The sequence below is a fragment of the Bradyrhizobium sediminis genome (assembly GCF_018736105.1).
Taxonomy (GTDB): Bacteria; Pseudomonadota; Alphaproteobacteria; order Rhizobiales; family Xanthobacteraceae; genus Bradyrhizobium.
In genome coordinates this window covers 1,976,808-1,997,823 of record NZ_CP076135.1, presented here as the reverse complement: position 1 = coordinate 1,997,823, position 21,016 = coordinate 1,976,808, and the positions used below count along the sequence as shown (strand labels likewise).

The window sequence follows — 21,016 nt, the reverse complement described above, 5'->3', positions numbered from 1 at the left end:
GCAACATGCGAAAGAATCAGGTCGCCGTGGTCGGCGCCGCCGAGACCACCGAGCTCGGCGTTATTCCCAACATGTCGCAGATCCAGCTCCACGCCGACGCGGCGCTGAACGCCATTGCCGACGCCGGACTGAAGCTGTCCGACATCGACGGCATCGCCACCGCGGTGGAAACGCCGCAGCAAATCGCACATTACCTCGGCATTACGCCGACCTGGGTCGACGGCACCTCGGTCGGCGGCTGTTCGTTCATGCTGCATGTCCGCCACGCCGCGGCCGCGATCGAGGCAGGGCTGTGCAAGACCGTGCTGATCACGCACGCCGAAAGCGGCAAGTCGATGATCGGCAAGCAGCCGCGCTTCACCGCACCGGACAGCCTGAACGGCCAGTTCGAATCTCCGTTCGGCGTGTTCGGGCCGCCGAGCATGTTTCCGATCCCGGTGCTGCGCTACATGAAGACCCACGGCATCACCCATGAGCAGATCGCCATGGTCGCGGTGGTGCAGCGCGAATGGGCCGCGAAGAATCCGCGCGCCATGATGAAGGCGCCGATCACGGTCGAGGACGTCTTGAACTCGAAGATGATCGCCTATCCGTTCCGCATCCTGCAGTGCTGCCTCGTCACCGACGGCGGCGGCGCGCTGATCCTGACCTCGGCCGACCGCGCCAAGGACTTTCCGAGGAAGCCGGTCTACATCCTCGGCACCGGTGAGAGCGTGGAAACCCCGATGGTCAGCCAGATGCAGACTTTCGACAGCTCGCGCGCCTTCCGGACCGCAGGTCCCCTCGCGTTCAAGGAAGCCGGCATCAGCCACAAGGACGTCGATCACCTGATGATCTACGACGCCTTTGCGCATCTGCCGCTGTTCGGCCTCGGCGATCTCGGCTTCATGCCGCACGAGGAGACCGGCAAGTTCATCGCCGACGGCAACACCCGCCCCGGCGGCAAGCTGCCGCTCAACACCAACGGCGGCGGCCTCAGCTACATGCATTCGGGCATGTACGGCATGTACGCGCTGCAGGAGAGCGTGCGGCAGATGCGCGGCATCGCCCCGGCGCAGGTCAAGGACGCCAGGATCTCGGTCTGCCACGGCGTCGGCGGCATGTTCGCGGCATCCGGCACCATCATCTTTACGAACGAGAAATAGGAATAACCGGTCTGTCATTGCCGGGCTTGACCCGGCAATCCATCCTCTCATGAAGAGCGATGGATGCGCGGGTCAAGCCCGCGCATGACGAGTCGGGACTTCCTCCAACCGCGGAAAACAGGACAGAACCCCATGACCACCAAATCACTGCAGGATAAAGTCATCATCGTCACCGGCGCGGGACGCGGCATCGGCCGCGAAATCGCGCTGCTCTGTGCGGCGGAAGGCGCCAAGGTCGTGGTCAACGATCCCGGCGTCGCCGCCGACGGCTCGGGCACCAGCGCCGCACCGGCCGAGGAAGTGGTCGAGGAGATCAAGAAGCGCGGCGGCACGGCGATCGCCAATTTCGAGTCGGTGGCGGAAGCGATTCCGGCCAGCAAGATCGTCAAGATGGCCACCGATCACTTCGGCAAGCTCGACGGCGTCGTCAACAACGCCGGCATCCTGCGCGACATGATTTTCCACCGCATGAGCGTGGAAGCCTTCGAATCCGTCATCAAGGTGCATTTGATGGGTTCGTTCTACGTCTCGCATGCCGCGGCCCGGCTGTTCCGCGAGCAGGAAAGCGGCTCGTTCGTCCACTTCACCTCGACCTCGGGCCTGGTCGGCAATTTCGGCCAGGCCAACTACGCCGCGGCCAAGCTCGGCATCGTCGGCCTGTCGAAGTCGATCGCGCTCGACATGAACCGCTTCAACGTGCGCTCGAATTGCGTCTCGCCCTTCGCCTGGAGCCGGCTGATCGGGACCATTCCGACCGAGACCGAGGAAGAGAAGGCGCGCGTCAAGAAGATCCAGCAGATGGGCCCGGAGAAGATCGCGCCGATCTGCGCCTTCCTGCTCAGCGACGCCGCCAAGGACGTCACCGGGCAGATCTTCGCGGTGCGCATGAACGAGATCTTCCTGATGAGCCAGTCGCGCCCGCTGCGCTCGGTGCATCGCGGCGAGGGCTGGACCACCCAGACCATCGCCGAGCACGCCATCCCGGCCTTGAAGTCGTCGTTCTACAAGCTCGACCGCTCGGCGGATATCTTCAACTGGGATGCGATCTGAAGGGCGAATGGGGAGTGGCGAATAGCGAATAGAGGCGTTCCATTCGCTACTCGCCATTCGTCATTCGCATCTTCCCTACCCGCTATTCCGCAACCCCGCCGAAATCCCGTTGATGGTAATCTGGATGCCGCGCAGCACCGCTTCGTCGGGGTTTTGCGCGCGGTGTTCCTTCAACAGTTCCACCTGCACGTGGTTGAGCGGGTCGAGATAGGGAAAGCGGTTGCGGATCGAGCGCTCCAGCAGCGGGTTGCTTTGCAGCAGGCGCTCCTGGCCCATGATGTCGAGCAGCATCTCGATCGAAGAGTGCCATTCGCGCCGGATCCGGCTGAAGATCTTTTCGCGCAGCTCCGCATCCGGCACCAGTTCGGCATAGCGCGAGGCGATCGCGATCGAGCTTTTTGCCAGCACCATGTCCATGTTCGACAACAGCGTGCGGAAGAACGGCCACTCGCGGTAGAGTTCCTTCAGGAACGGCATGCCCTTGTCGGGATGCTCCGCGATCCAGGCCTCGACCGCGCTGCCGAAGCCGTACCAGCCCGGCAGCATCAGCCGGCACTGCGCCCAGCTGAACACCCATGGGATCGCGCGGAGATCCTCGATCTCGCGGGTCTTCTTGCGCGAAGCCGGACGGCTGCCGATGTTCAGCGTGGCGATTTCGGTGATGACGGTGGAGGACCAGAAATAGTCGGCAAAGCCCTCGGTCTCATAGACCAGCCCGCGATAGGCTTTGAAGGCCAGCGACGACAGCTCTTCCATCGCCTGCAGATATTCGGCGCGCGGCGCGCTGTGCTTGGGCTGCAGCAGGCTTGCCTCCAGCGTCGCCGCGGCGAGGATTTCCAGGTTGCTGCGGCCGACTTCGGCGTTGGAATATTTGCTGGAGATGATTTCGCCCTGCTCCGTGATGCGGATCTGGCCGTTCACAGCACCCCCGGGCTGCGCAATGATGGCGTCGTAACTCGGCCCGCCGCCGCGGCCGACCGAGCCGCCGCGGCCGTGAAACAGCCGCAGGCGGACGTGGTGGCGTTCGAACACCTCGATCAGGCCGATCTCGGCCTTGTAGAGCTCCCAGCCGGAGGTGACGAAGCCGCCGTCCTTGTTGCTGTCGGAGTAACCCAGCATCACTTCCTGGACCGCGCCGCGGCTGTCGACCAGCTTGCGATAGTCGTGAATCGACAGCATCCGGTCCATGATGCCGCTGGAAGCCTGCAAATCCTCGATGGTCTCGAACAACGGCACGATGTTGATCGCGCTACGCCCGGAGGGATGGACGAGGCCGGCCTCCTTCAGGAGCAGCGCGACCTCCAGCATGTCGGATACCCCCTTGCACATGGAGATGATGCATTGGGGAATGGCATCGCTGCCGAACTTGGCATGGGCCTCGGCCGCCGCGTGGAAGACGGCCAGTTCGCCCAGCGTTTCCTCGCTGTATTTCACGAAGGCCGAGGTCAATGGCCGCGCGTTACGCAGTTCGCTGGCAAGCAGCGCTATCCGCGCCTCCTCGCTCAAGGCCAGATACGACATGCCGGGCATCGCTGCGTCGATCAGCTCGGCGACCGTGCGCTCGTGCACGGCGGAGTTCTGCCGGATATCGAGGCTGGCGAGGTGAAAACCGAAACAATCCACGGCGCGGCGCAGCAGCCGCAGCCGCCCGCGCGCGATCACGCCGGCATTGTTCGAAATCAGCGAGCGATAGAGAATATCGAGATCGGCCTTGAACTCCTTCACGCCGTCATAAGGCGCGGCTTCGCCGACCGGCCGCCGGGTAATTCCCACATCCAGCCGCAGCGCAGTCGCGGTGAGCCGCGCGTAGATGCCTGACACCGCCAGCCGATACGGCTCGCCGCTTCGATGCGGCGACTTGTCGGGCGAGCGCTCGGCGAGCGCGCGCAAATCCTTCGAGACATCGGTAAGATGCGCCGCCAGCGACAGTTCGGAGCCGAGTACGTGCAGCTCCTCGAGATAGAAGCGCAGTACGCGGCTCGACTGCAGCCCGAGCGTTCCCCGCATCACTTCCGCCGTCACGAACGGGTTGCCGTCGCGGTCGCCGCCGATCCAGCTTCCCATCCTTAGGAACGACGCCAGTTCGCCCCGCGCGGCGCTGTCGCCCTCGTTCAACCGGTCCTCCAGCGCGCAATGCAGCCGCGGCACCTCGCGCAGGAAGGTGTAATCGTAGAAGGAAAGACCGTTGGTGACTTCGTCGAGCACGGTGAGCTTGGTGCGGCGCAACAGATTGGTCTTCCACAGCGTCAGCACCGCGCGGCGCAGCTGTTCGTCGCTCGCCTCGTTTTCTTCCGGAGTGAGCTGCACCCGTTCCCGCCGGTCGAGCACGGCGGCGATCTCCATCTCGCGGTCGATCGTGCTCTTGCGGCGGACTTCGGTGGGGTGCGCGGTCAGAACCGGACTGACCAGCGCTTCGGTATAGAACTTGCGCAGGTCGGCTGCGCTGAAGCCGGCGGCGCGGGCATGCGCCAATGTCAGCGCCAGCGTTCCCGGCCGCGGGGTGCCGCCGGCAGTTGCGCGTACCCGCATCTGCCGGATGTTGTTCTGATCCTCGGCGATGTTGGCGAGATGCGAAAAATAGCTGAAGGCGCGGACGATGCGCACGGTCTGGCTGGTCGACATGCTGTCGAGGATTAGTTCGAGTTCGTGCCGCGCCGGCTTGTCGTCGTCGCGATGGAACCGGATCGAGGTCTGCCGGATGCGTTCGACCAGGTCGAACACGTCGGCGCCCTCCTGATCGCGCACGGTGTCGCCGAGGATGCGGCCGAGCAGCCGGATGTCTTCGCGGAGCCGCGCATCCGCCTCGATGGCGGCGACATCCTCGCCGCGGCTGGTACGCACGTCAGACTCTGAAGGCATGGTCTGGGACGACATGACGCTGCTCCAGAAATTGCCCGGCCGCCATTGAGTCGCAATTTTTTTGTCGCAGCGCAAGATAAAGATGGAGGCGATGCCAACCAGAACTGCCGACCTCATCCTGAGGAGGCCGCGACGCGGCCGTCTCGAAGGATGGGCCACACGGGCCTTTCATGGTTCGAGACGCGCGCCGGACAGCGCAAGGGCGCTGCCGGGAAGACGCGCTCCTCACCATGAGGAACTGCTGGTTTTCCCGCAACAGCGAGCTAAATCTTCCGTCCCGCCCGCTCCCAATAGGGATCGCGCAGGCGGCGCTTGAAGATCTTGCCGGAATCCTCGCGCGGCAGGCTGCCGTGGATTTCGACGTGTTTCGGCACCTTGTAGTCGGCCAGCGAGGCCTTGAGCTGCGCGCGGATCGAGCCGGCATCGAGCGTGACGCCCGGCTGCGGTTCCACCACCGCCATCAGTGCCTCGCCAAATTCCGCGTCGGGAATGCCGAACACCGCGCAGTCGTGCACCCCCGGTACCGCATGCAGCGCCGCCTCGATCTCGGCGGGATAGATGTTGACCCCGCCCGAGATCACCATGTCGCGCTTGCGGTCGCAGATGAAGACATAGCCGTCCTGGTCGATATAGCCGACGTCGCCCGAGGTGATGAAGCCGTCGAGATCGATCTCGGCGCGCTTCTCCGGCTTGTTGTGATAGGTGAAATCCGGATTGCCCGCGATCTTCGAATAGATCTCGCCGATCTCGCCCTGCGGCAGGATCTTGCCGTCCTCCCCGACGAAGCGGAGTTCGGCGCCGGGCGCGATCCTGCCGACAGTGCCGGGCTTCTTCAGCGCATCCTCGGAATTGGCGAAGGTGACCGCGCCTGACTCGGTGGAGCCGTAGAATTCATAGATCACCGGCCCCCACCATTCGATCATCGCGCGCTTGACGTCGGCCGGACAAGGCGCGGCGGCATGGATGATGTGGCGCAGCGAAGACACGTCGTATTTCCGGCGCACCTCCTCCGGCAGTTTCATCAGCCGGATGAACATGGTCGGCACCATGAAGATGGTGTCGATCTTCTCGCGCTCGACCAGCCGCAGGAATTCCTCGGGATCGAACCGCGGCATCAGCACCAGCGCGCCGCCGAGACGGCCGGCGCGCAGGCCGAACGAGTTCGGCGCGGAATGGTACAGCGGACCCGGCAGCAGCGCCCGCGCGCCCGGCTTCAGGCCATAGATCATCGCCCGCATGGCTTCCGCGTTCGCGGTCTGCTCCGGCGTCGGCGCGTTGCGCTTTACCCCCTTGGGATGACCCGTGGTGCCCGAGGTGTAGATCATGTTCTGTGGCTGCGGCAGCGCCGGTCCGTCGTAGGGCGCCTGCTGCTTCAGCCAGGATTCCAGATCGGTCGCGAAATCGGGCGTGGCGAGATGCGCGGGGTCGATCTTGTAATTGCCGAGGATTTCCGGCGGCGTCGGCACGCTGAGCACGGTGACCCCCGGGGGAATCGCATCGCGCAGTTGATGCAGCATGTCGGCATGGCCGATCAAGACCGGCGTCGCGGAATCCTTCAGGATGTAGTTGATTTCCTCCGGCTTGAAGTGCCAGTTCACCGGCACGCCATAGGCCCCTAACCGCATCGCGGCATAGGCGGCCTCGATGAAGGCGATGTCGTTGCGCATCAGGATGCAGACGCTGTCGCCCTGCCTAACGCCGAGCTTCCGCAATCCGCTGGCGATGCGATCGGCGCGATCGGCGACCTCGGCGTGGCTGCGCTTACGTTGACCGCTGATGACGCCGAGGAAAAGCTGTTGGGTTGTCATTGTCTCTTTCCGATCTGAAGCCGGGTTACAAAGCCCTCATGGTGAGGAGCGCGTCTTCGCGCGTCTCGAACCATGAGGGATGGGTACGCCCGTCCTTCGAGACGCGCGCAAGAGCGCGCTCCTCAGGACGAGGTCCGAGCGCTATCCAACGTCCGCAAACCGCGGCGCGCGCTTGTCGATGTTGGCGCTGACAGCCTCGAGCTGGTTGGGGCTGCCCATCAGTTTCATCTGCTCGACGGATTCGGCGAGCAGCGCCGGGCCGGGATCGACGGACAGATTGTTGAGCATGCGCTTGCAGGCGCGGATCGCATCCGGGCTCTTGCCCGCGATCTCGCGCGCGAGTTCGAAGGCGGCGGCGCGCGGGTCGTCGCAGATGCGGGTGGCGAGGCCATAACTCAGGGCCTCCTGCGCCGAGAAAATCCGCCCGGTATAGGTGAGTTCGCGCAGGATATCGTCGCGGACCAGGCTGGCCAGGATCGGTGTCCCCGCCATGTCTGGCACCAGCCCCCATTTGATCTCCATGATCGACATCCGGGCGTCGGGGGCTAGGAAACGCATGTCGGCGCCGAGCGCGAGCTGAAATCCGCCGCCGAACGCCACGCCCTGGATCGCAGCGATCACCGGCACCGGCAGCTGCCGCCAGCCCCAGACCGCAGCTTGTGGGAAATTGGCCTTGCCATGGGTGCGCGTGGAAAGGTCGCGTTTTTCGCCGCCCGCGATCCCGTTGCCGCCTTTCTCCTTCATGGCGGCAAAGCGTCCCATGTCGAGACCGGCGCAAAACGCCCGCCCCTCGCCGGACAATACTACCGCTCGCACGCCTTTTTCCTGGGCGAGCCGGGAGGAAGTGGCAACCAGCGCCTCGAACATCGCGGCATCGAGCGCGTTCATCTTGTCCGCCCGTACCAGGCGGACGTCGGCGACGCCCTCCGAAATCGTGACCTTGACGCGATCTTCCATCAAATTTCTCCCTTTGCAGTCTTTCTTGCACTTCTCTTTGTTGCCGCTTTACAGAAAGGCGTTGGGCGGATTTAGTCAATCAACCAATTAACTGACAATCCCCTTGGGCGGAAACCAGACATGTTCAGCGAACAACTCCTCGCCGGCCGGCGCATCCTCGTCACCGGAGGCGGCACCGGGCTCGGCAAATCCATGGCCGGGCGCTTTCTTCAATTGGGCGCCGAAGTCCATATCTGCGGCCGCCGCAAGAGCGTCTGCGACGAAACAGCAACCGAATTGATGGACCTGCACGGTGGACGTGTGGTCAGCCACGGCGTCGATATCCGCAACGCCATGGCCGTCGACGAGATGATCGAGGCGATCTGGACCAGCGGCCCCCTCACCGACCTCATCAACAACGCCGCCGGCAATTTCATCTCGCGATCGGAAGACCTGACCCCGCGCGGCTTCGATGCGGTCGCCAATATCGTGATGCACGGCACCTTCTATGTAACCCATGCAGTGGGCCGCCGCTGGATTGCCGCCAGGCAGCGCGGCAATGTGGTCTCGATCACCGTGACCTGGGTGCGCAACGGCTCGCCCTATGTGGTGCCGTCGGCGATGAGCAAATCCGCGATCCACGCCATGACCATGTCGCTCGCCGTGGAATGGGGCAAATACGGCATCCGCCTCAACACCATCGCGCCCGGCGAAATCCCGACCGAGGGCATGAGCAAGCGCATCAAGCCCGGCGACGAGGCCGGCGCCCGCACCAAGGCGCAGAACCCGATGGGCCGCGTCGGCACCATGGAGGAACTGCAGAATCTTGCGGTGTTCCTGATTTCCGGCGGCTGCGACTGGATCAATGGCGAGACCATCGCAATGGACGGTGCCCAGGCGCTGGCGATGGGCGGCAACTTCTACCAGTTGCGCGACTGGTCGGACGCCGACTGGAACCAGGCCCGCGAGTCGATCAAGGCGCAGAACGAAAAGGACCGCGCGGCAAGGGGGTGATTTCGCCTTGATGTCGTCCCTGCACACGCAGGGACCCATAACCACCGCCGGCAGTTGTTACAAAGGCAACTTGCGACATTGCCTGAATTGATGGGCCGCGGCGTATGGGTCCTCGCGTTCGCGAGGACGACATCGCCGAGAAATAATCAGGGATATCGCCCATATTGTCTTTGCCGCGCAACGACGCCACTATCGCGACAATAAGAACAAAACCCACGGGAGAAACATGTCCGAGACCCAGGAACCGGCCAACCTCGCCGATATGGTACGGGCGCGGGCGAAGGCCCGCGGCGATGCCATTGCCTATGAATTCGAGGGACGCCAGACCTCGTTCGCCGAGTTCGACATCAAGACCAACCGCGTTGCCAATGCGCTGATCGCGCTCGGCGTCAAGCCGCATGAACGCATCGCCTATCTAGGCAAGAACAGCGACATCTATTTCGAACTGCTGCTGGGCGCGATCAAGGCCAATGTGGTGATGGCGCCGGTCAACTGGCGGCTGGCCGGGCCGGAAGTCGCCTTCATCGTCGATGACTGCAAGGCGCCGGTGCTGTTCGTCGGCCCCGAATTCATCACCCAGGTCCGCAATATCCTGCCGCAGCTGCCGAGCGTTCGCCACGTCATCACCACCGAAGGCGGCGCGGCGGAATGGCAGGATTTCACGGCGTGGCGCGACGCCCAGAGCAGCGACGACCCGAAGGTTCCGATCGACCGCAAGGACATCGCAATCCAGCTCTACACGTCAGGCACCACGGGCAAGCCCAAAGGCGCGATGCTGTCGCATGCCAATTTTCTCAATCTGGTGGAAACCGGCCGCGACCAGAAGCCCGACTGGAACAAATGGTCTGTCGACGACGTCTCGCTGGTGGCGATGCCGATCTTCCATATCGGCGGCTCCGGCTGGGGCGTGATGGGCCTCTATCACGGCGCCAGGGGTGTGATCGCGCGCGAGTTCGATCCGACCAAGGTGCTGGATTTCTTCGAACAGTCCGGCATTACAAAGCTGTTCATGGTGCCGGCCGCGATGCAGTTCGTGGTGCGGCAACCCCGCGCGCGCCAGGTCGACTTCTCCAGGCTGAAATACATGCTCTACGGCGCCTCGCCGATCCCGGCGGCGCTGTTGAAGGAATGCATCGAGGTCTTCAAGTGCGGCTTCGTGCAGATGTACGGCATGACCGAGACCACCGGCACCATCGTGGCGCTGCCGCCGGAAGATCATGTTGAGGGACTGGACCGGATGCGCTCGGCCGGCAAGGCGCTGCCCGGCATTGAACTTGCAATCCTCGATGCCAACGGCAACCAGCTGCCGCCGGGCGAAGTCGGCGAGATCGCGACGCGTTCCGGCTCCAACATGGCCGGCTACTGGAATCTGCCGGAGGCCACCGCCAAGACGCTCGGCAGCGACGGCTGGCTGCGCACCGGCGATGCCGGCTACATGGACAGTGACGGCTACCTCTACATCCACGACCGCATCAAGGACATGATCATCTCGGGCGGCGAGAACATCTACCCCGCCGAGGTCGAGAGCGCGATCTGCGACCACCCCGACGTCGCCGAAGCCGCTGTCATCGGCATCCCCGACGACAAGTGGGGCGAAGCGGTCAAGGCGGTCGTGGTGATGAAGCCTGGCAAGAGCGCAACCTCATCCGACATCATCAACTTCACCCGCGAACGCATCGCCGGTTTCAAGACGCCGAAATCGGTCGACTTCCTCGACGCGCTGCCGCGCAACCCCTCCGGCAAGATCCTGCGGCGCCATTTGCGCGATCCCTATTGGGCGGGGAAGGACCGGCAGGTGAATTGAGGCACACCCACAGCGTCGTCCCCGCGAACGCGGGGACGACGTGATGAGAGAGTTGAGCGCGCCCCCTCTCAATGCCTCCCCGTGCCAGTCTGCGACAAATCAACCCGACGGGCAAAATTTCGCTTTCACCGTCGGGCAAATCACTTTTAGGACTCCCGCCATCCTGTCCCCGAGGAAGGGGCGTTGGCCATCGTCACCGAACGTTGGGATGGGATGCGGTGGACGCGGCGGCGTCGGGGCGTGGGGTTTGTTCGCAGGGCGGTCTTCCGTGAGCGGACAGCGGCGCGCAGGACGTACGATGCCGAAGCGTACGGCAAAGTCGTGTGGATCCGACGCCTCAGTGGTTGGCGTCAAGTCTTTCGGAGGCGCGAAAGCCCAACCGGGCCAGAGCGCCAAATTCCGTGAGGCGACGGGGGCAAGAAAGCCCGATACCCCGGGGTGAGCGCGATATAAGCCGTAAAGCCATTGCGCAGGGAATGTCGGATTGCTCTCCGCTGCCCTGTATGCTCGTGTGCGTTTTTTACTCGTGCATTTTGCACACGAGACCGCGGGTGCAGCGCGCATCCGGCATTCCCTGCTCCCTCTTTTCATGAGGGACAACGACACGCAAACCTCGGGCAAAATCGTGCCGCGAGAATGCGGACGTGTATCTGCTGTTTGAAATTCGAATCGGAAGGCGGCGGCACCGCTGTCGTCGCCCGGCTTGACCGGGCGACCCAGTATTCCAGAGGAGTTTGAGATAATTCGAGAGGCCGCGGCGTACTGGATCGCCCGGTCAAGCCGGGCGACGACAGTCTTGCTTGTGGCGATTGCTTCGCGAAATCTGCCATCGGAGGCCGGGACGACGCGTTGAGAGAGCCGAACGCACCCCTCTAGTGCTTCCCCGCGCCCATATAGCCGAACAAGAATCCCGCGACCTTCCGCTTCTGGATTTCCTCGCTGCCTTCGGTGATGCGGTAGCGGCGGTGGTGGCGGTAGATGTGTTCGAACGGCTTGTGGCGTGAATAGCCCATGCCACCATGCACCTGCATGGCGCGGTCGGCGGCCTCGCAGCACAGCCGGTTCGCCCAGAAATTACACATCGACACCCGATCGGACAGCGTGTGCTCGACCTGGGCCTGGGTCAACTGGTCCATCTCCCAAGCGGTCTTGCGGATCAGAAGCCGCAGCATCTCCGCCTGCGTCGCGAGCTCCACCAAAGGCCACTGGATCGCCTGGTTCTCGGCCAGCGCCTTGCCGAACGGCTTACGCTCGCGCGCGTATTTCACGCTTTCGTTGATGCAGTAGACCGCAGCGCCCAGCGAGCTCGCCGCCTGCCGGATGCGGTTCTCATGGACAAAACATTGCGCCAGCGACAGGCCGCGGCCGATTTCGCCGAACAGCGCGTCGTCGGGCACGAACACGTCGGTAAAGCTGACGCGCGGGTGATCGGTCGGCATGTTGAAGGTCCACATATACTCCTCGACCTTCACGCCCTTGGCTTTGGCCGGCACCAGGAAACAGGTGATGCCGCGGGCATCGCCGTCATTGCCTGACGTGCGGGCAAACAGCGCGCAGTGGGTGGCGACATGCATGCCGGTGGTCCACATCTTCTCGCCGTTGATCACCCAGCCCTTGACGCCATCGCGGGTCGCCTCGACCGCGCGGGTCTCCATGTGGGTGGCGTCCGAACCGTGCTCGGGCTCGGTAAGACCGAAGGTGATGCGATATTTGCCTGATATCGAACCGTCGATCATGGCCTTCTGGTCGTCGCGGCCGTAGCGGTCGAGCATGGTGACGATCGGCAGGTTGCCGACGATGGAATGCTCGTTCTGCAGGTCGTTGTGCAGGCCAAGCCCCTTGGCCGCAAAATGCTCGCGGATCACGGCCATCCAGAGATTGGAGCCGTCCTTGCCGCCATAGCGCTTTGGGATCGCGAAGCGCAGATGGCCGGCGGCATCGGCGAGATTCTTGGCCTTGCGCAGCAGCACTTCCCAATCATGCCGCGGCAGGCCGCCATTGTCGAAGTCGGTGCGCGCCCATTCGCGGCGATGGTCGAAGAAGCGGATGTTGTCGTCGGCCTCTTCCAACGGCTTGATCTCGCGAGCGATGAAGCGGTCGAGTTCGTCGAGATAGGCGACCAGATCGGCCGGCAGATTGAAATCCAAGGCGGTCTCTCCCGGAGATATCGTTATTGTCGATTTGCGTTTAGGCGCTACGAGGCGCCGCTGCCCGGATCGATTAAGGTGAGAAGACGGCGTCCAAGTCAAGCAACCGCATGGGGCTTGGCACGCGCACCCCGCTTGCGTAATTGGATGGTATCGGATGGCGGGCACACGTTACTATGCCGGCAATATTCTTCGCCGCAGAAAATCGAAATGGGAGCAAACATGGACCTGAAATTCTCCAAGGTGACGCGCAAAGGCCCAGTCACGATCGTGACGCTGTCTCGCCCCGAAGTGTACAACGCGCTGCATACCGACGCCCATTTCGAGCTGCAGAAGGTGTTCGACGATTTCTCTGCCGATCCGGAACAATGGGTGGCGATCGTCACCGGCGCCGGCGACAAGGCGTTCTGCGCCGGCAACGACCTGAAATGGCAGGCGGCGGGCGGCAAACGCGGCTGGGACAAGGGCGGCTTTGCCGGCCTCACCTCGCGCTTCGACTGCGACAAGCCGATCATCGCCGCCGTCAACGGCGTCGCGATGGGCGGTGGTTTTGAAATCGCACTCGCCTGCGACCTCATCATCGCTTCCGAGAATGCCACCTTCGCGCTGCCCGAGCCGCGTGTCGGCTTAGCTGCGCTTGCCGGCGGCGTGCACCGGCTGCCGCGCCAGATCGGGCTGAAGCGCGCCATGGGCATGATCCTGAGCGCGCGCCATGTCGGCGCCAGGGAAGGCCTCGAACTCGGCTTCGTCAACGAGGTGGTGCCGCCGGGCGAAGCGCTGGCGGCGGCCGAGCGCTGGGCGGAGACGATCTGCAAGAACTCGCCGATGTCGATCCGTGCCTCCAAGCAGGCGATCCAGCGCGGCCTCGAGGTGTCGCTGGAACAGGCGATATCGGAGCAGCGCGAGTATCCCGCGGTGAAGGCGATGGCGGCGTCGCAGGATTACATCGAGGGCCCGAAGGCGTTTTCGGAGAAACGCCCGCCGAAATGGGTGGGGAAGTAATTTTCTCCGTCATGCCCAGCCTTGTGCCGGGCATCCACGTCTTCCTTGCGTCGCAAAGGCGTGGATGGCCGGGTCAAGCCCGGCCATGACGACGGAGAGTGTGCACTACTTCGTCCCCAACTCCCGCTTGTACGAGCCGTAGTTCGGCTGGTCGACCGCGAGCTTGTCCATCGTGGTCTGCCAGAGGTGCTCGGCTAACCCCGGCGTTTGCAGATCGGCCTCGCCGCTGGCGATGCGATCGGCAAGCATGCGGTTGAGTTCGCCGAGCAAGCCCTGCTGGCCGAGCAGTTGCGAGAGCCGGGCGAGTTCCGCCGTATCGCTGCCCGCTTCCAGCTCGAGTTGCCGCGTCACCAGATCCAGCGCGTTGATCGAAACCCGCAGCTTGAACGCGTTGTGTCCGCTGATCAGCGGCGAGATGTCGTTGCGCAGAAAATCCGCAACCGCCTTGACAAGTTCTTCCGGTGTCGGTTCGTCCTGCATCTCAGCCTCGCTCTCTCGGCGCAAGCAACCGCAACAAATCGATCTCGGTTTCCGAGGAGCGGCGGCCGATCATGGCGCGCTCGATGGAGTGCTCGGGCGAGAGGCGAAAGCGCTGCATCATGCCGCAGCACATGATGCCCCAGCGCAGCGTGCCCATCACTTCCCAGAATTTGACGCGATCGGGATCGACGCGGTGACCGGCCTGTTCGTAGCCGGCAAACAGTTCCTCGCGCGTGCCGAAACCGCCGACGGGCTTGTCGATCTCGCCGAAGCGCCACGAATTGACGCAGACCCAGCCGAGGTCCTCCATCGGATCGCCGAAATGCGCAAGCTCCCAGTCCAGCACCGCTCGCACGCCGTCGGGGCCGATGATGAGATTGCCGTGGCGGAAATCGCCGTGCACCAGCGTCACTTCCCCGGATGGTCCGGGATCGTGGTCGCGCAGCCAGCGCAGCGCCAGTTCGAACACCGGCCGCGGCCAATCGAGGCTGCGGTAGTCGCGTTCGAACTCGTCGATTTCCCTGGCCGCCGTCATGCGGCGCAGTTCCGGCAGTTGCGCCAGCCCCAGGCCGTGGATGCCGGCCAGCACCTTGCCGATCTGGCGCGCCAGGATCGGACGTGCCGATGCAAACTCGGTGTCGCGCAAAATCTTGCGCGGGATGGTTTCGCCCTCGACCCGCGCCATGATGAAGCCGGTGCCGAGTTCGTCCTGCGGCTGCAGCACATGCAGCACCCGCGGCGACGGCACGCCCGCGTCGTAGGCGCGCTGCATCAGGATGGCCTCGGCATCGAGCCCGGCCGCACGCGAGGGCGCCGCCCCATAGCCCGGCGGCGCGCGGCGCAGGATCGCGCCGATGTTGCCGCCGGGATGGACGATGTCGAACGACCAGGTCTCCTGGCTGGCGCCGCCGGAGAGCCGGGCCGCGTTGATCACGCCGGTCGCGCCCGCACACCACGTCGTGACGCAACGCCCGAGCGCTTGCTCCATCATTTGCCCTTGAACTTTGCGGGGCGCTTCTCGAGGAACGCGGTGACGCCCTCCTTGAAATCTTCCGCCGAACCCGCCAGCCGCTGCGATTCGAATTCGAGGTTGAGCTGCTCCTCGAACGAGTTGTCGGGGCTCTCCCAGTACATCTTGCGGATCAGCGACAGCGCGATAGTCGGGCCGTTCGCCAGCTCATGGGCGAGCTTCATGGTCTCTTCCGTCAGGGCCGCGTCGTCACAGACCCGGTTGACCAGCCCCCATTCCAGCGCCTTCTCGGCCGGCAGCCGTTCGCCGAGCAGCGACAGCTCCACCGAGCGCGCCTTGCCGATCAGCCGCGGCAACAGCCAGGTCGAGCCGCAATCCGGCACCAGGCCGATGCGGCGGAACGCCTGCAGGAAATACGACGAGCGCGCGCACAGGATGATGTCGCCCATCAGCGCGAAGCTCATGCCGGCGCCGGCGGCCGGACCGTTGACCGAGGTGACGATCGGGCAATGCAGGTTGCGCAGACGGCGCAGGAACGGATGGAATGCGGTTTCGAGCGAAGAACCCGCATTGCTCCTGCCCGGCTTCTGGTTGTTGCGGCCCTGCAGATTGGCGCCGGTGCAGAATGCGCGGCCCGCGCCGGTCAGAACGAGGCAACGCACCTCCGCCTTCTTCTCGTCGATGGCGTCGAGCGCCTCGCCGAGACCGCCCAGCATATCGATGGAGACCGCGTTCATGACCTCCTGATGGTCGAGCTTGAGAACCGCGACCGGTCCATCGAAATCGAGCGTGACGTGCTTGAATTGCATTGTTTCCTCGTGCGTTGTAGCCCGCGTTGTAAGCCGCGGTGGGCCGGATCTGAACTCTCGGGCCATATTTGATTTTCTGTGCGGCCTTGTCCATGGTTGGACCAGAACACCTGCCCGCCATCGGACGCACATCTAAAGCGCGCCAGACCAAATGAAAACACCCCAAAGGAAACTCTCATGAGCATTTTCGACCTCACCGGCCGCGTCGCCGTCATCACCGGCGGTAACGGCGGCATCGGACTTGGCATCGCGCAGGCGCTGGCCGCCGCCGGCTGCAACGTCTCGATCTGGGGCCGCAACGCCGACAAGAACAAGGCCGCTGCGGCGACCATGGCGGGTGCGAAGGGCAAGATCGATACCCGTGTCTGCGATGTCAGCGACGCCGCTTCGGTCAAGGCTGCCATGGCCGCGACGCTGGACAGCTTCGGCCGGGTCGACGGCTGCTTCGCCAATGCCGGCATCGGCGGCGGCGGCAGGCGGGCCTTCATCGATCGCAGTGAGGAAGAATGGCGCACGATGTTCGCCACCAACCTCGACGGCGTATTCCACGTGTTTCAGGCCGCCGCCCGGCACATGACCGAGCGCGCCGCATCGGGCGATGCCTTCGGCCGGCTGGTCGCGACCTCGAGCCTCGCCTCGCTGTTCGGCACCGCGCGCAACGAGCACTACGCCGCGACCAAGGCCGGCATCAACGCGCTATGCCGCGCGCTCGCGGTCGAACTGGCCCGCTACGGCGTCACCGCCAACGCCATCCTGCCCGGCTGGATCAAGAGCGACATGACCGCGGGCATCATGGCCAACGACAAGTTCGTCGCCAATGTGATGCCGCGGATCCCGGTGCGGCGGTTCGGCGAGCCCTCGGATTTCGGCGGCATTGCCGTCTATCTGATGAGCAAGGCGTCGTCCTACCACACCGCCGACTGTTTCGTGATCGACGGCGGCTATACCGCGTTCTGATTTTCCGCGACGCGGACAAACCCGGCACCTGAAGAACTCGCCTGCTCCGCCTGCTTGTAAAGGCCGGGCGGGCGTCTAGACTATCCAGCAAGAGCGCTTCAGACAGATCGCCCGGCAATGGGGCAGCAACGATCTGCACGAATGGGAGGATCACCAGATGAAACATGACTACGTGCCCCGAATGACGTCCTACACCCTCAATCCGGAGGACGAACTCAACGATCTCAGAATGTCGGATCGGGTCCGGCCTCTTTACGATCATGTGCGAAAGTTCATCCGGGAAACGGTCGAGCCGATGTCGGTCGAGTTTTATCGGCATGGCGAGAAGAAAACCGATCGCTGGAGCTTCACGCCCCAGCAGCTCGAGGTGTTGGGAAAAGCCAAGGACAAGGCCAAGGAAGTCGGACTGTGGAACTTCTTCCTGCCCGATGCGGAGACCGGCGAAGGCCTGAAGAATCTCGACTACGCCTATATCGCCGCCGAACTGGGCAAGAGCCCGCTGGCCTCGGAGACCATGAACTGCTCGGCGCCGGACACCGGCAACATGGAAGTGCTTGAGCGCGTCGGCACCAAGGCGCAGAAGGAGAAGTGGCTGAAGCCGCTGTTGAACGGTGAAATCCGCTCCGCCTATGCGATGACCGAGCCGAACGTCGCGTCGTCCGACGCCAAGAACATCTCGACCACGGCAAAGCTCGTCGGCGACGAATGGGTGATCAACGGTGAAAAATACTACATCTCCGGTCTCGGCGACCCCCGCTGCAAGATCATGATCGTGATGGTGAAGACCAATCCGGACGCGCCGCCGAGCAAGCAACAGTCGCAGATTCTGGTGCCGAAGGACACGCCCGGCGTCGAGATCATTGGGCCGATGCACGTGTTCGGCCACGACCATGCCCCGCGCGGTCACATGCATCTGCGCTTCAACAATGTCAGGGTTCCCAAGGACAACATGCTGCTCGGCGAAGGCCGCGGTTTCGAGATCTCGCAGGTCCGCCTCGGGCCGGGCCGGATCCATCACTGCATGCGGACGATCGGCAAGGCGGAAAAGGCGCTCGACCTGATGGTTTCACGCGGCCTGACGCGCGAGGCCTTCGGCAAGAAGATCGCGCATCTCGGCGGCAATCTGCAGATTATCGCGCAGGCGCGTTGCGAAATCGAGGCGATGCGGCTGATGGTGCTGAAGGCCGCCAAGGCGATGGACGTGCTCGGCAACAAGGACGCGCGCATCTGGGTCAGCATGGTCAAGGCCATGGTGCCCGAGCGCGCCGCCAGGATCATCGACCAGGCGATCCAGATGCACGGCGCCACCGGCATTTCGCAATGGACGCCGCTGGCCGAAATGTACACCGACGTGCGCCACCTCCGCTTCGCCGACGGTCCCGACGAAGTGCACTGGATGGTGGTCGGCCGCCACGAGTTGAGCATGCCGTAGGCTCAACCTTCGCCCTCTCTCCGCTTGCGGGGAGAGGGTGCCTAAACCGGTAAAATTCCGCCAAACAGGGAATGCGGGATGGAATACGCCCCAGAGGATCTGACGTCCCGTGAACGCTACAAGGTGCTGACGGGGTTCGTCCTGCCGCGGCCGATCGCCTGGGTAACGACGATCGGACCGACAGGCGTGGTCAACGCCGCGCCGTTCAGCTTCTTCAACGTGTTCTGCGAGGATCCGCCGCTCTGCATGTTCGCCGCCAACCCGCGGCCCGACGGTCGCGTCAAGGACACGGTGGTCAACATCCAGCGCACCGGCGAGTTCGTGGTCAACCTCACGGATGAACCGCTGGCGCGCGCGATGCACGATTCCAGCGGCGACTTTCCGCCTGAAATCGGCGAGCCCGATTACCTCGGCCTGAAACTCGCGCCATCGACAAAAGTCGGTGTGCCGCGACTGGCCGGCGCGCCGTGGGCGATGGAGTGCAGGACCTGGAAGACGATCGATGTGAACGGAAACCGGCAGCTGATCATGGGCGAAGGCATCCATTTCCACATCCGCGACGAATTGTGGGATGCCGCCTCGATGCGGGTTAACATGGACCGCTATCACCCGGTCGGCCGTATGTTCGCCGACCGCTACTGCCGCACCGACGACCGAATCGTGTTCCCGCCGGCCGAAGGGGGACCTGCCGCGTGAGGAGCGCCGACCGCACGCTACGATAGCGCCACCGCTCTTTGCGGCTGCTCTGCCGCCGTCATCGTAAAGCCTTCATAGCCCCTGGCCGCGACGTCGCTGCAAATCTGCCTGTAAACCCCGACGCCGCCGATATAGGGCATGAAGACCTGTGGCTTGCCGGGGATGTTGGCGCCCATATACCAGGAATTGGCCTGCGGATAGAGCGTGCCCTGGGCGACTTCGTTGACGTGCGCCACCCACTTGTCCTCGGCGGCCTTGTTAGCTTCGATGGTGTCGATGCCGCGGTCGCGCATATGGGCGATGCAGTCGGTGATCCAGTCGACATGCTGCTCGATCGAAACGATCATGTTGGAGAGTACCGACGGACTGCCGGGACCGGTGATGATGAACAGATTGGGGAAGCCAGCGCTCATCAGGCCGAGATAGGTCTTGGGGCCCTCGGCCCATTTCTGATTCAGCGTCTGCCCGTTACGTCCGCGGATGTCGATCTTTGCAACTGAACCCGTCATGGCGTCGAAGCCGGTTGCGAGGACCAGCGCGTCGACTTCGTAATCCTTATCCGCGGTCCGCACCGCGTTGGGCAGGATCTCCTGAATCGGATTCGACCTGATGTCGACCAGCGTCACGTTCGGACGATTGAAGGTCGCGTAGTAATCAGTATCGACGCAGATGCGCTTCGACCCGATCGGATGGTTGTCGGGCTGCAGCAACTTTGCGGTTTTCGGATCCTTGACGATCTCGGCGATCTTGTCGCGGACGAAATCGGCGGCGGTGTCGTTGGCGGCCTTGTCGAGCGCCAGATTGTTGTAGGCCATCATGAAGGTCAGGCCGCCGCGGCTCCAGCGCGATTCGTATTTCGAGCGCCGCTCGTTATCGCCGTCGTCGAGCGCGCCCTTGTCAGGCATCTCGGTATAGATGCCGTTACGCGCCTCTTCCCGCGCAAAGCGCCTGATTTCCGGGTATTTTGCGCGAAACGCCTCGCGCTCCTCCGCCGTCAGCGCGGCGTTGCGGGCGGGCACGCTGAAGTTGGCCGTGCGCTGGAACACCGTGAGCTGGTTCGCCTGCTCGGCAATGATGGGCACCGACTGGATCGCCGACGATCCCGTGCCGATGACGCCGACGCGCAGGCCGGTGAAATCTATCCGTTCATGCGGCCAGTTGCCGGTGTGGTAAACCTTGCCCTTGAAATCCGACAGACCCTTGATATCGGGCACGCGCGCGTTCGACAGGCAGCCGGTGGCGAGCACGACGTGTTTCGCCATTACCGTCTTGCCGTCGGAGGTCGTCACCGACCATGTGTTTGAACTTTCGTGGAAGGCCGCCCAATCGACGCGGGTATTCAGCTGAATGTCGCTGCGCAGCTTGAAACGGTCGGCGACATGGTTGGCGTATTTCAGAATCTCGGGCTGCGGCGCGTAGCGCTCGCTCCAGTTCCATTCCTGCTGCAGTTCGTCCGAGAACGAATAGGAATACTGCATGCTTTCGACATCGCAGCGCGCCCCGGGGTAACGGTTCCAGTACCAGGTGCCGCCGACGTCGCCGCCCTGCTCATAGACCCGAACCGACAATCCCTGCCCGCGCAGCTTATGCAGCGCGTACATGCCGGCAAAACCCGCGCCGACCACGACGACGTCGTAAACCTCGGTGCCTGCGGGCTGGCCTTTGCCTGAAATGGATTGCACGGCGGACATTGGTGCGAACTCCCTCGAGATTTTCTTTATGTTGGAATCAGCATTCTACCCGCGGCGCGAAAGCGCAAGAGCCAAAACCGCCGTTCCGGGCTGCATATTTTGCCTCACGGAATACGCGACAAACGGCCTTCGCCGCATCGGCTCTGCCCGGCGCCTCGACGCAAGACCGGACCGACCCGCTTGGCTTCGATGCCCCCGATGCGCTAGCGTCGCCGG

General features: G+C 63.7%; 16 protein-coding genes. 8 read left to right on the top strand and 8 right to left on the bottom strand.

Features of this window, described 5'->3' with window-relative positions; genetic code table 11:
• Positions 1-5 precede the first annotated feature (5 nt).
• Together KMZ68_RS09560 and KMZ68_RS09555 are read left to right on the top strand one after the other, a co-directional pair.
• Complete coding sequence (locus tag KMZ68_RS09560) at positions 6-1,145, top strand: thiolase C-terminal domain-containing protein (protein WP_215615529.1); 1,140 nt, start codon at positions 6-8, stop codon at positions 1,143-1,145.
• Between the two features lie 132 nt (positions 1,146-1,277).
• The gene (locus KMZ68_RS09555) at positions 1,278-2,195 is read left to right on the top strand and encodes an SDR family oxidoreductase (RefSeq protein ID WP_215615528.1); all 918 of its coding nucleotides are present in this window, start codon (positions 1,278-1,280) and stop codon (positions 2,193-2,195) included.
• A gap of 75 nt (positions 2,196-2,270) precedes the next feature.
• Here the strand turns inward: KMZ68_RS09555 and ppc are convergent, their stop codons facing one another.
• From ppc to KMZ68_RS09540, 3 genes are all read right to left on the bottom strand, one after another.
• On the bottom strand, positions 2,271-5,069 hold the full coding sequence (ppc, locus tag KMZ68_RS09550) for a phosphoenolpyruvate carboxylase (protein WP_215615527.1): 2,799 nt from the start codon (positions 5,067-5,069) through the stop codon (positions 2,271-2,273).
• A 248-nt stretch (positions 5,070-5,317) separates the two neighbouring features.
• Positions 5,318-6,862: an acyl-CoA synthetase gene (locus KMZ68_RS09545; RefSeq protein ID WP_215615526.1), complete on the bottom strand. Its 1,545-nt coding sequence runs from the start codon at positions 6,860-6,862 to the stop codon at positions 5,318-5,320.
• Positions 6,863-7,003: 141 nt separating this feature from the next.
• On the bottom strand, positions 7,004-7,819 hold the full coding sequence (locus KMZ68_RS09540) for a crotonase/enoyl-CoA hydratase family protein (protein ID WP_215615525.1): 816 nt from the start codon (positions 7,817-7,819) through the stop codon (positions 7,004-7,006).
• Between the two features lie 120 nt (positions 7,820-7,939).
• Here KMZ68_RS09540 and KMZ68_RS09535 point away from each other — a divergent pair, with 120 nt between their 5' ends.
• Together KMZ68_RS09535 and KMZ68_RS09530 are read left to right on the top strand one after the other, a co-directional pair.
• Positions 7,940-8,812, top strand: a complete 873-nt coding sequence (locus tag KMZ68_RS09535) for an SDR family oxidoreductase (RefSeq protein ID WP_215615524.1) — start codon at positions 7,940-7,942, stop codon at positions 8,810-8,812.
• Positions 8,813-9,038: 226 nt separating this feature from the next.
• On the top strand, positions 9,039-10,616 hold the full coding sequence (locus tag KMZ68_RS09530) for a fatty acid--CoA ligase (RefSeq protein WP_215615523.1): 1,578 nt from the start codon (positions 9,039-9,041) through the stop codon (positions 10,614-10,616).
• 872 nt (positions 10,617-11,488) lie between these two features.
• Here KMZ68_RS09530 and KMZ68_RS09525 read toward each other — a convergent pair.
• Positions 11,489-12,763, bottom strand: a complete 1,275-nt coding sequence (locus KMZ68_RS09525; protein WP_215615522.1) for an acyl-CoA dehydrogenase family protein — start codon at positions 12,761-12,763, stop codon at positions 11,489-11,491.
• A gap of 222 nt (positions 12,764-12,985) precedes the next feature.
• Between KMZ68_RS09525 and KMZ68_RS09520 the strand changes: the two genes are divergently transcribed.
• Positions 12,986-13,765, top strand: a complete 780-nt coding sequence (locus KMZ68_RS09520; protein WP_215615521.1) for an enoyl-CoA hydratase-related protein — start codon at positions 12,986-12,988, stop codon at positions 13,763-13,765.
• Between the two features lie 105 nt (positions 13,766-13,870).
• On the opposite strand, the gene KMZ68_RS09515 is transcribed toward KMZ68_RS09520, so the two are convergent.
• From KMZ68_RS09515 to KMZ68_RS09505, 3 genes are read right to left on the bottom strand one after another with little or no spacing between them, the layout of a single operon-like run.
• Complete coding sequence (locus KMZ68_RS09515) at positions 13,871-14,245, bottom strand: DUF6285 domain-containing protein (protein WP_215615520.1); 375 nt, start codon at positions 14,243-14,245, stop codon at positions 13,871-13,873.
• Between the two features lies 1 nt (position 14,246).
• On the bottom strand, positions 14,247-15,236 hold the full coding sequence (locus tag KMZ68_RS09510; RefSeq protein WP_215615519.1) for a phosphotransferase family protein: 990 nt from the start codon (positions 15,234-15,236) through the stop codon (positions 14,247-14,249).
• Positions 15,233-16,024: an enoyl-CoA hydratase/isomerase gene (locus tag KMZ68_RS09505; RefSeq protein ID WP_215615518.1), complete on the bottom strand. Its 792-nt coding sequence runs from the start codon at positions 16,022-16,024 to the stop codon at positions 15,233-15,235. Before KMZ68_RS09505 ends, KMZ68_RS09510 begins: the two co-directional genes overlap by 4 nt.
• 177 nt (positions 16,025-16,201) lie before the next feature.
• On the opposite strand from KMZ68_RS09505, the gene KMZ68_RS09500 reads away from it, so the two are divergent.
• The 3 genes from KMZ68_RS09500 (at position 16,202) to KMZ68_RS09490 (ending at position 19,109) form a co-directional block, all read left to right on the top strand.
• The gene (locus KMZ68_RS09500) at positions 16,202-16,981 is read left to right on the top strand and encodes an SDR family NAD(P)-dependent oxidoreductase (RefSeq protein ID WP_215615517.1); all 780 of its coding nucleotides are present in this window, start codon (positions 16,202-16,204) and stop codon (positions 16,979-16,981) included.
• Between the two features lie 157 nt (positions 16,982-17,138).
• Positions 17,139-18,413, top strand: a complete 1,275-nt coding sequence (locus tag KMZ68_RS09495; protein WP_215615516.1) for an acyl-CoA dehydrogenase family protein — start codon at positions 17,139-17,141, stop codon at positions 18,411-18,413.
• 78 nt (positions 18,414-18,491) lie between these two features.
• Positions 18,492-19,109, top strand: coding sequence for a flavin reductase family protein (locus KMZ68_RS09490; RefSeq protein WP_215615515.1), 618 nt, complete (start codon positions 18,492-18,494; stop codon positions 19,107-19,109).
• Between the two features lie 17 nt (positions 19,110-19,126).
• Here the strand turns inward: KMZ68_RS09490 and KMZ68_RS09485 are convergent, their stop codons facing one another.
• The gene (locus KMZ68_RS09485; protein ID WP_215615514.1) at positions 19,127-20,800 is read right to left on the bottom strand and encodes a flavin-containing monooxygenase; all 1,674 of its coding nucleotides are present in this window, start codon (positions 20,798-20,800) and stop codon (positions 19,127-19,129) included.
• Positions 20,801-21,016: the final 216 nt, after the last annotated feature.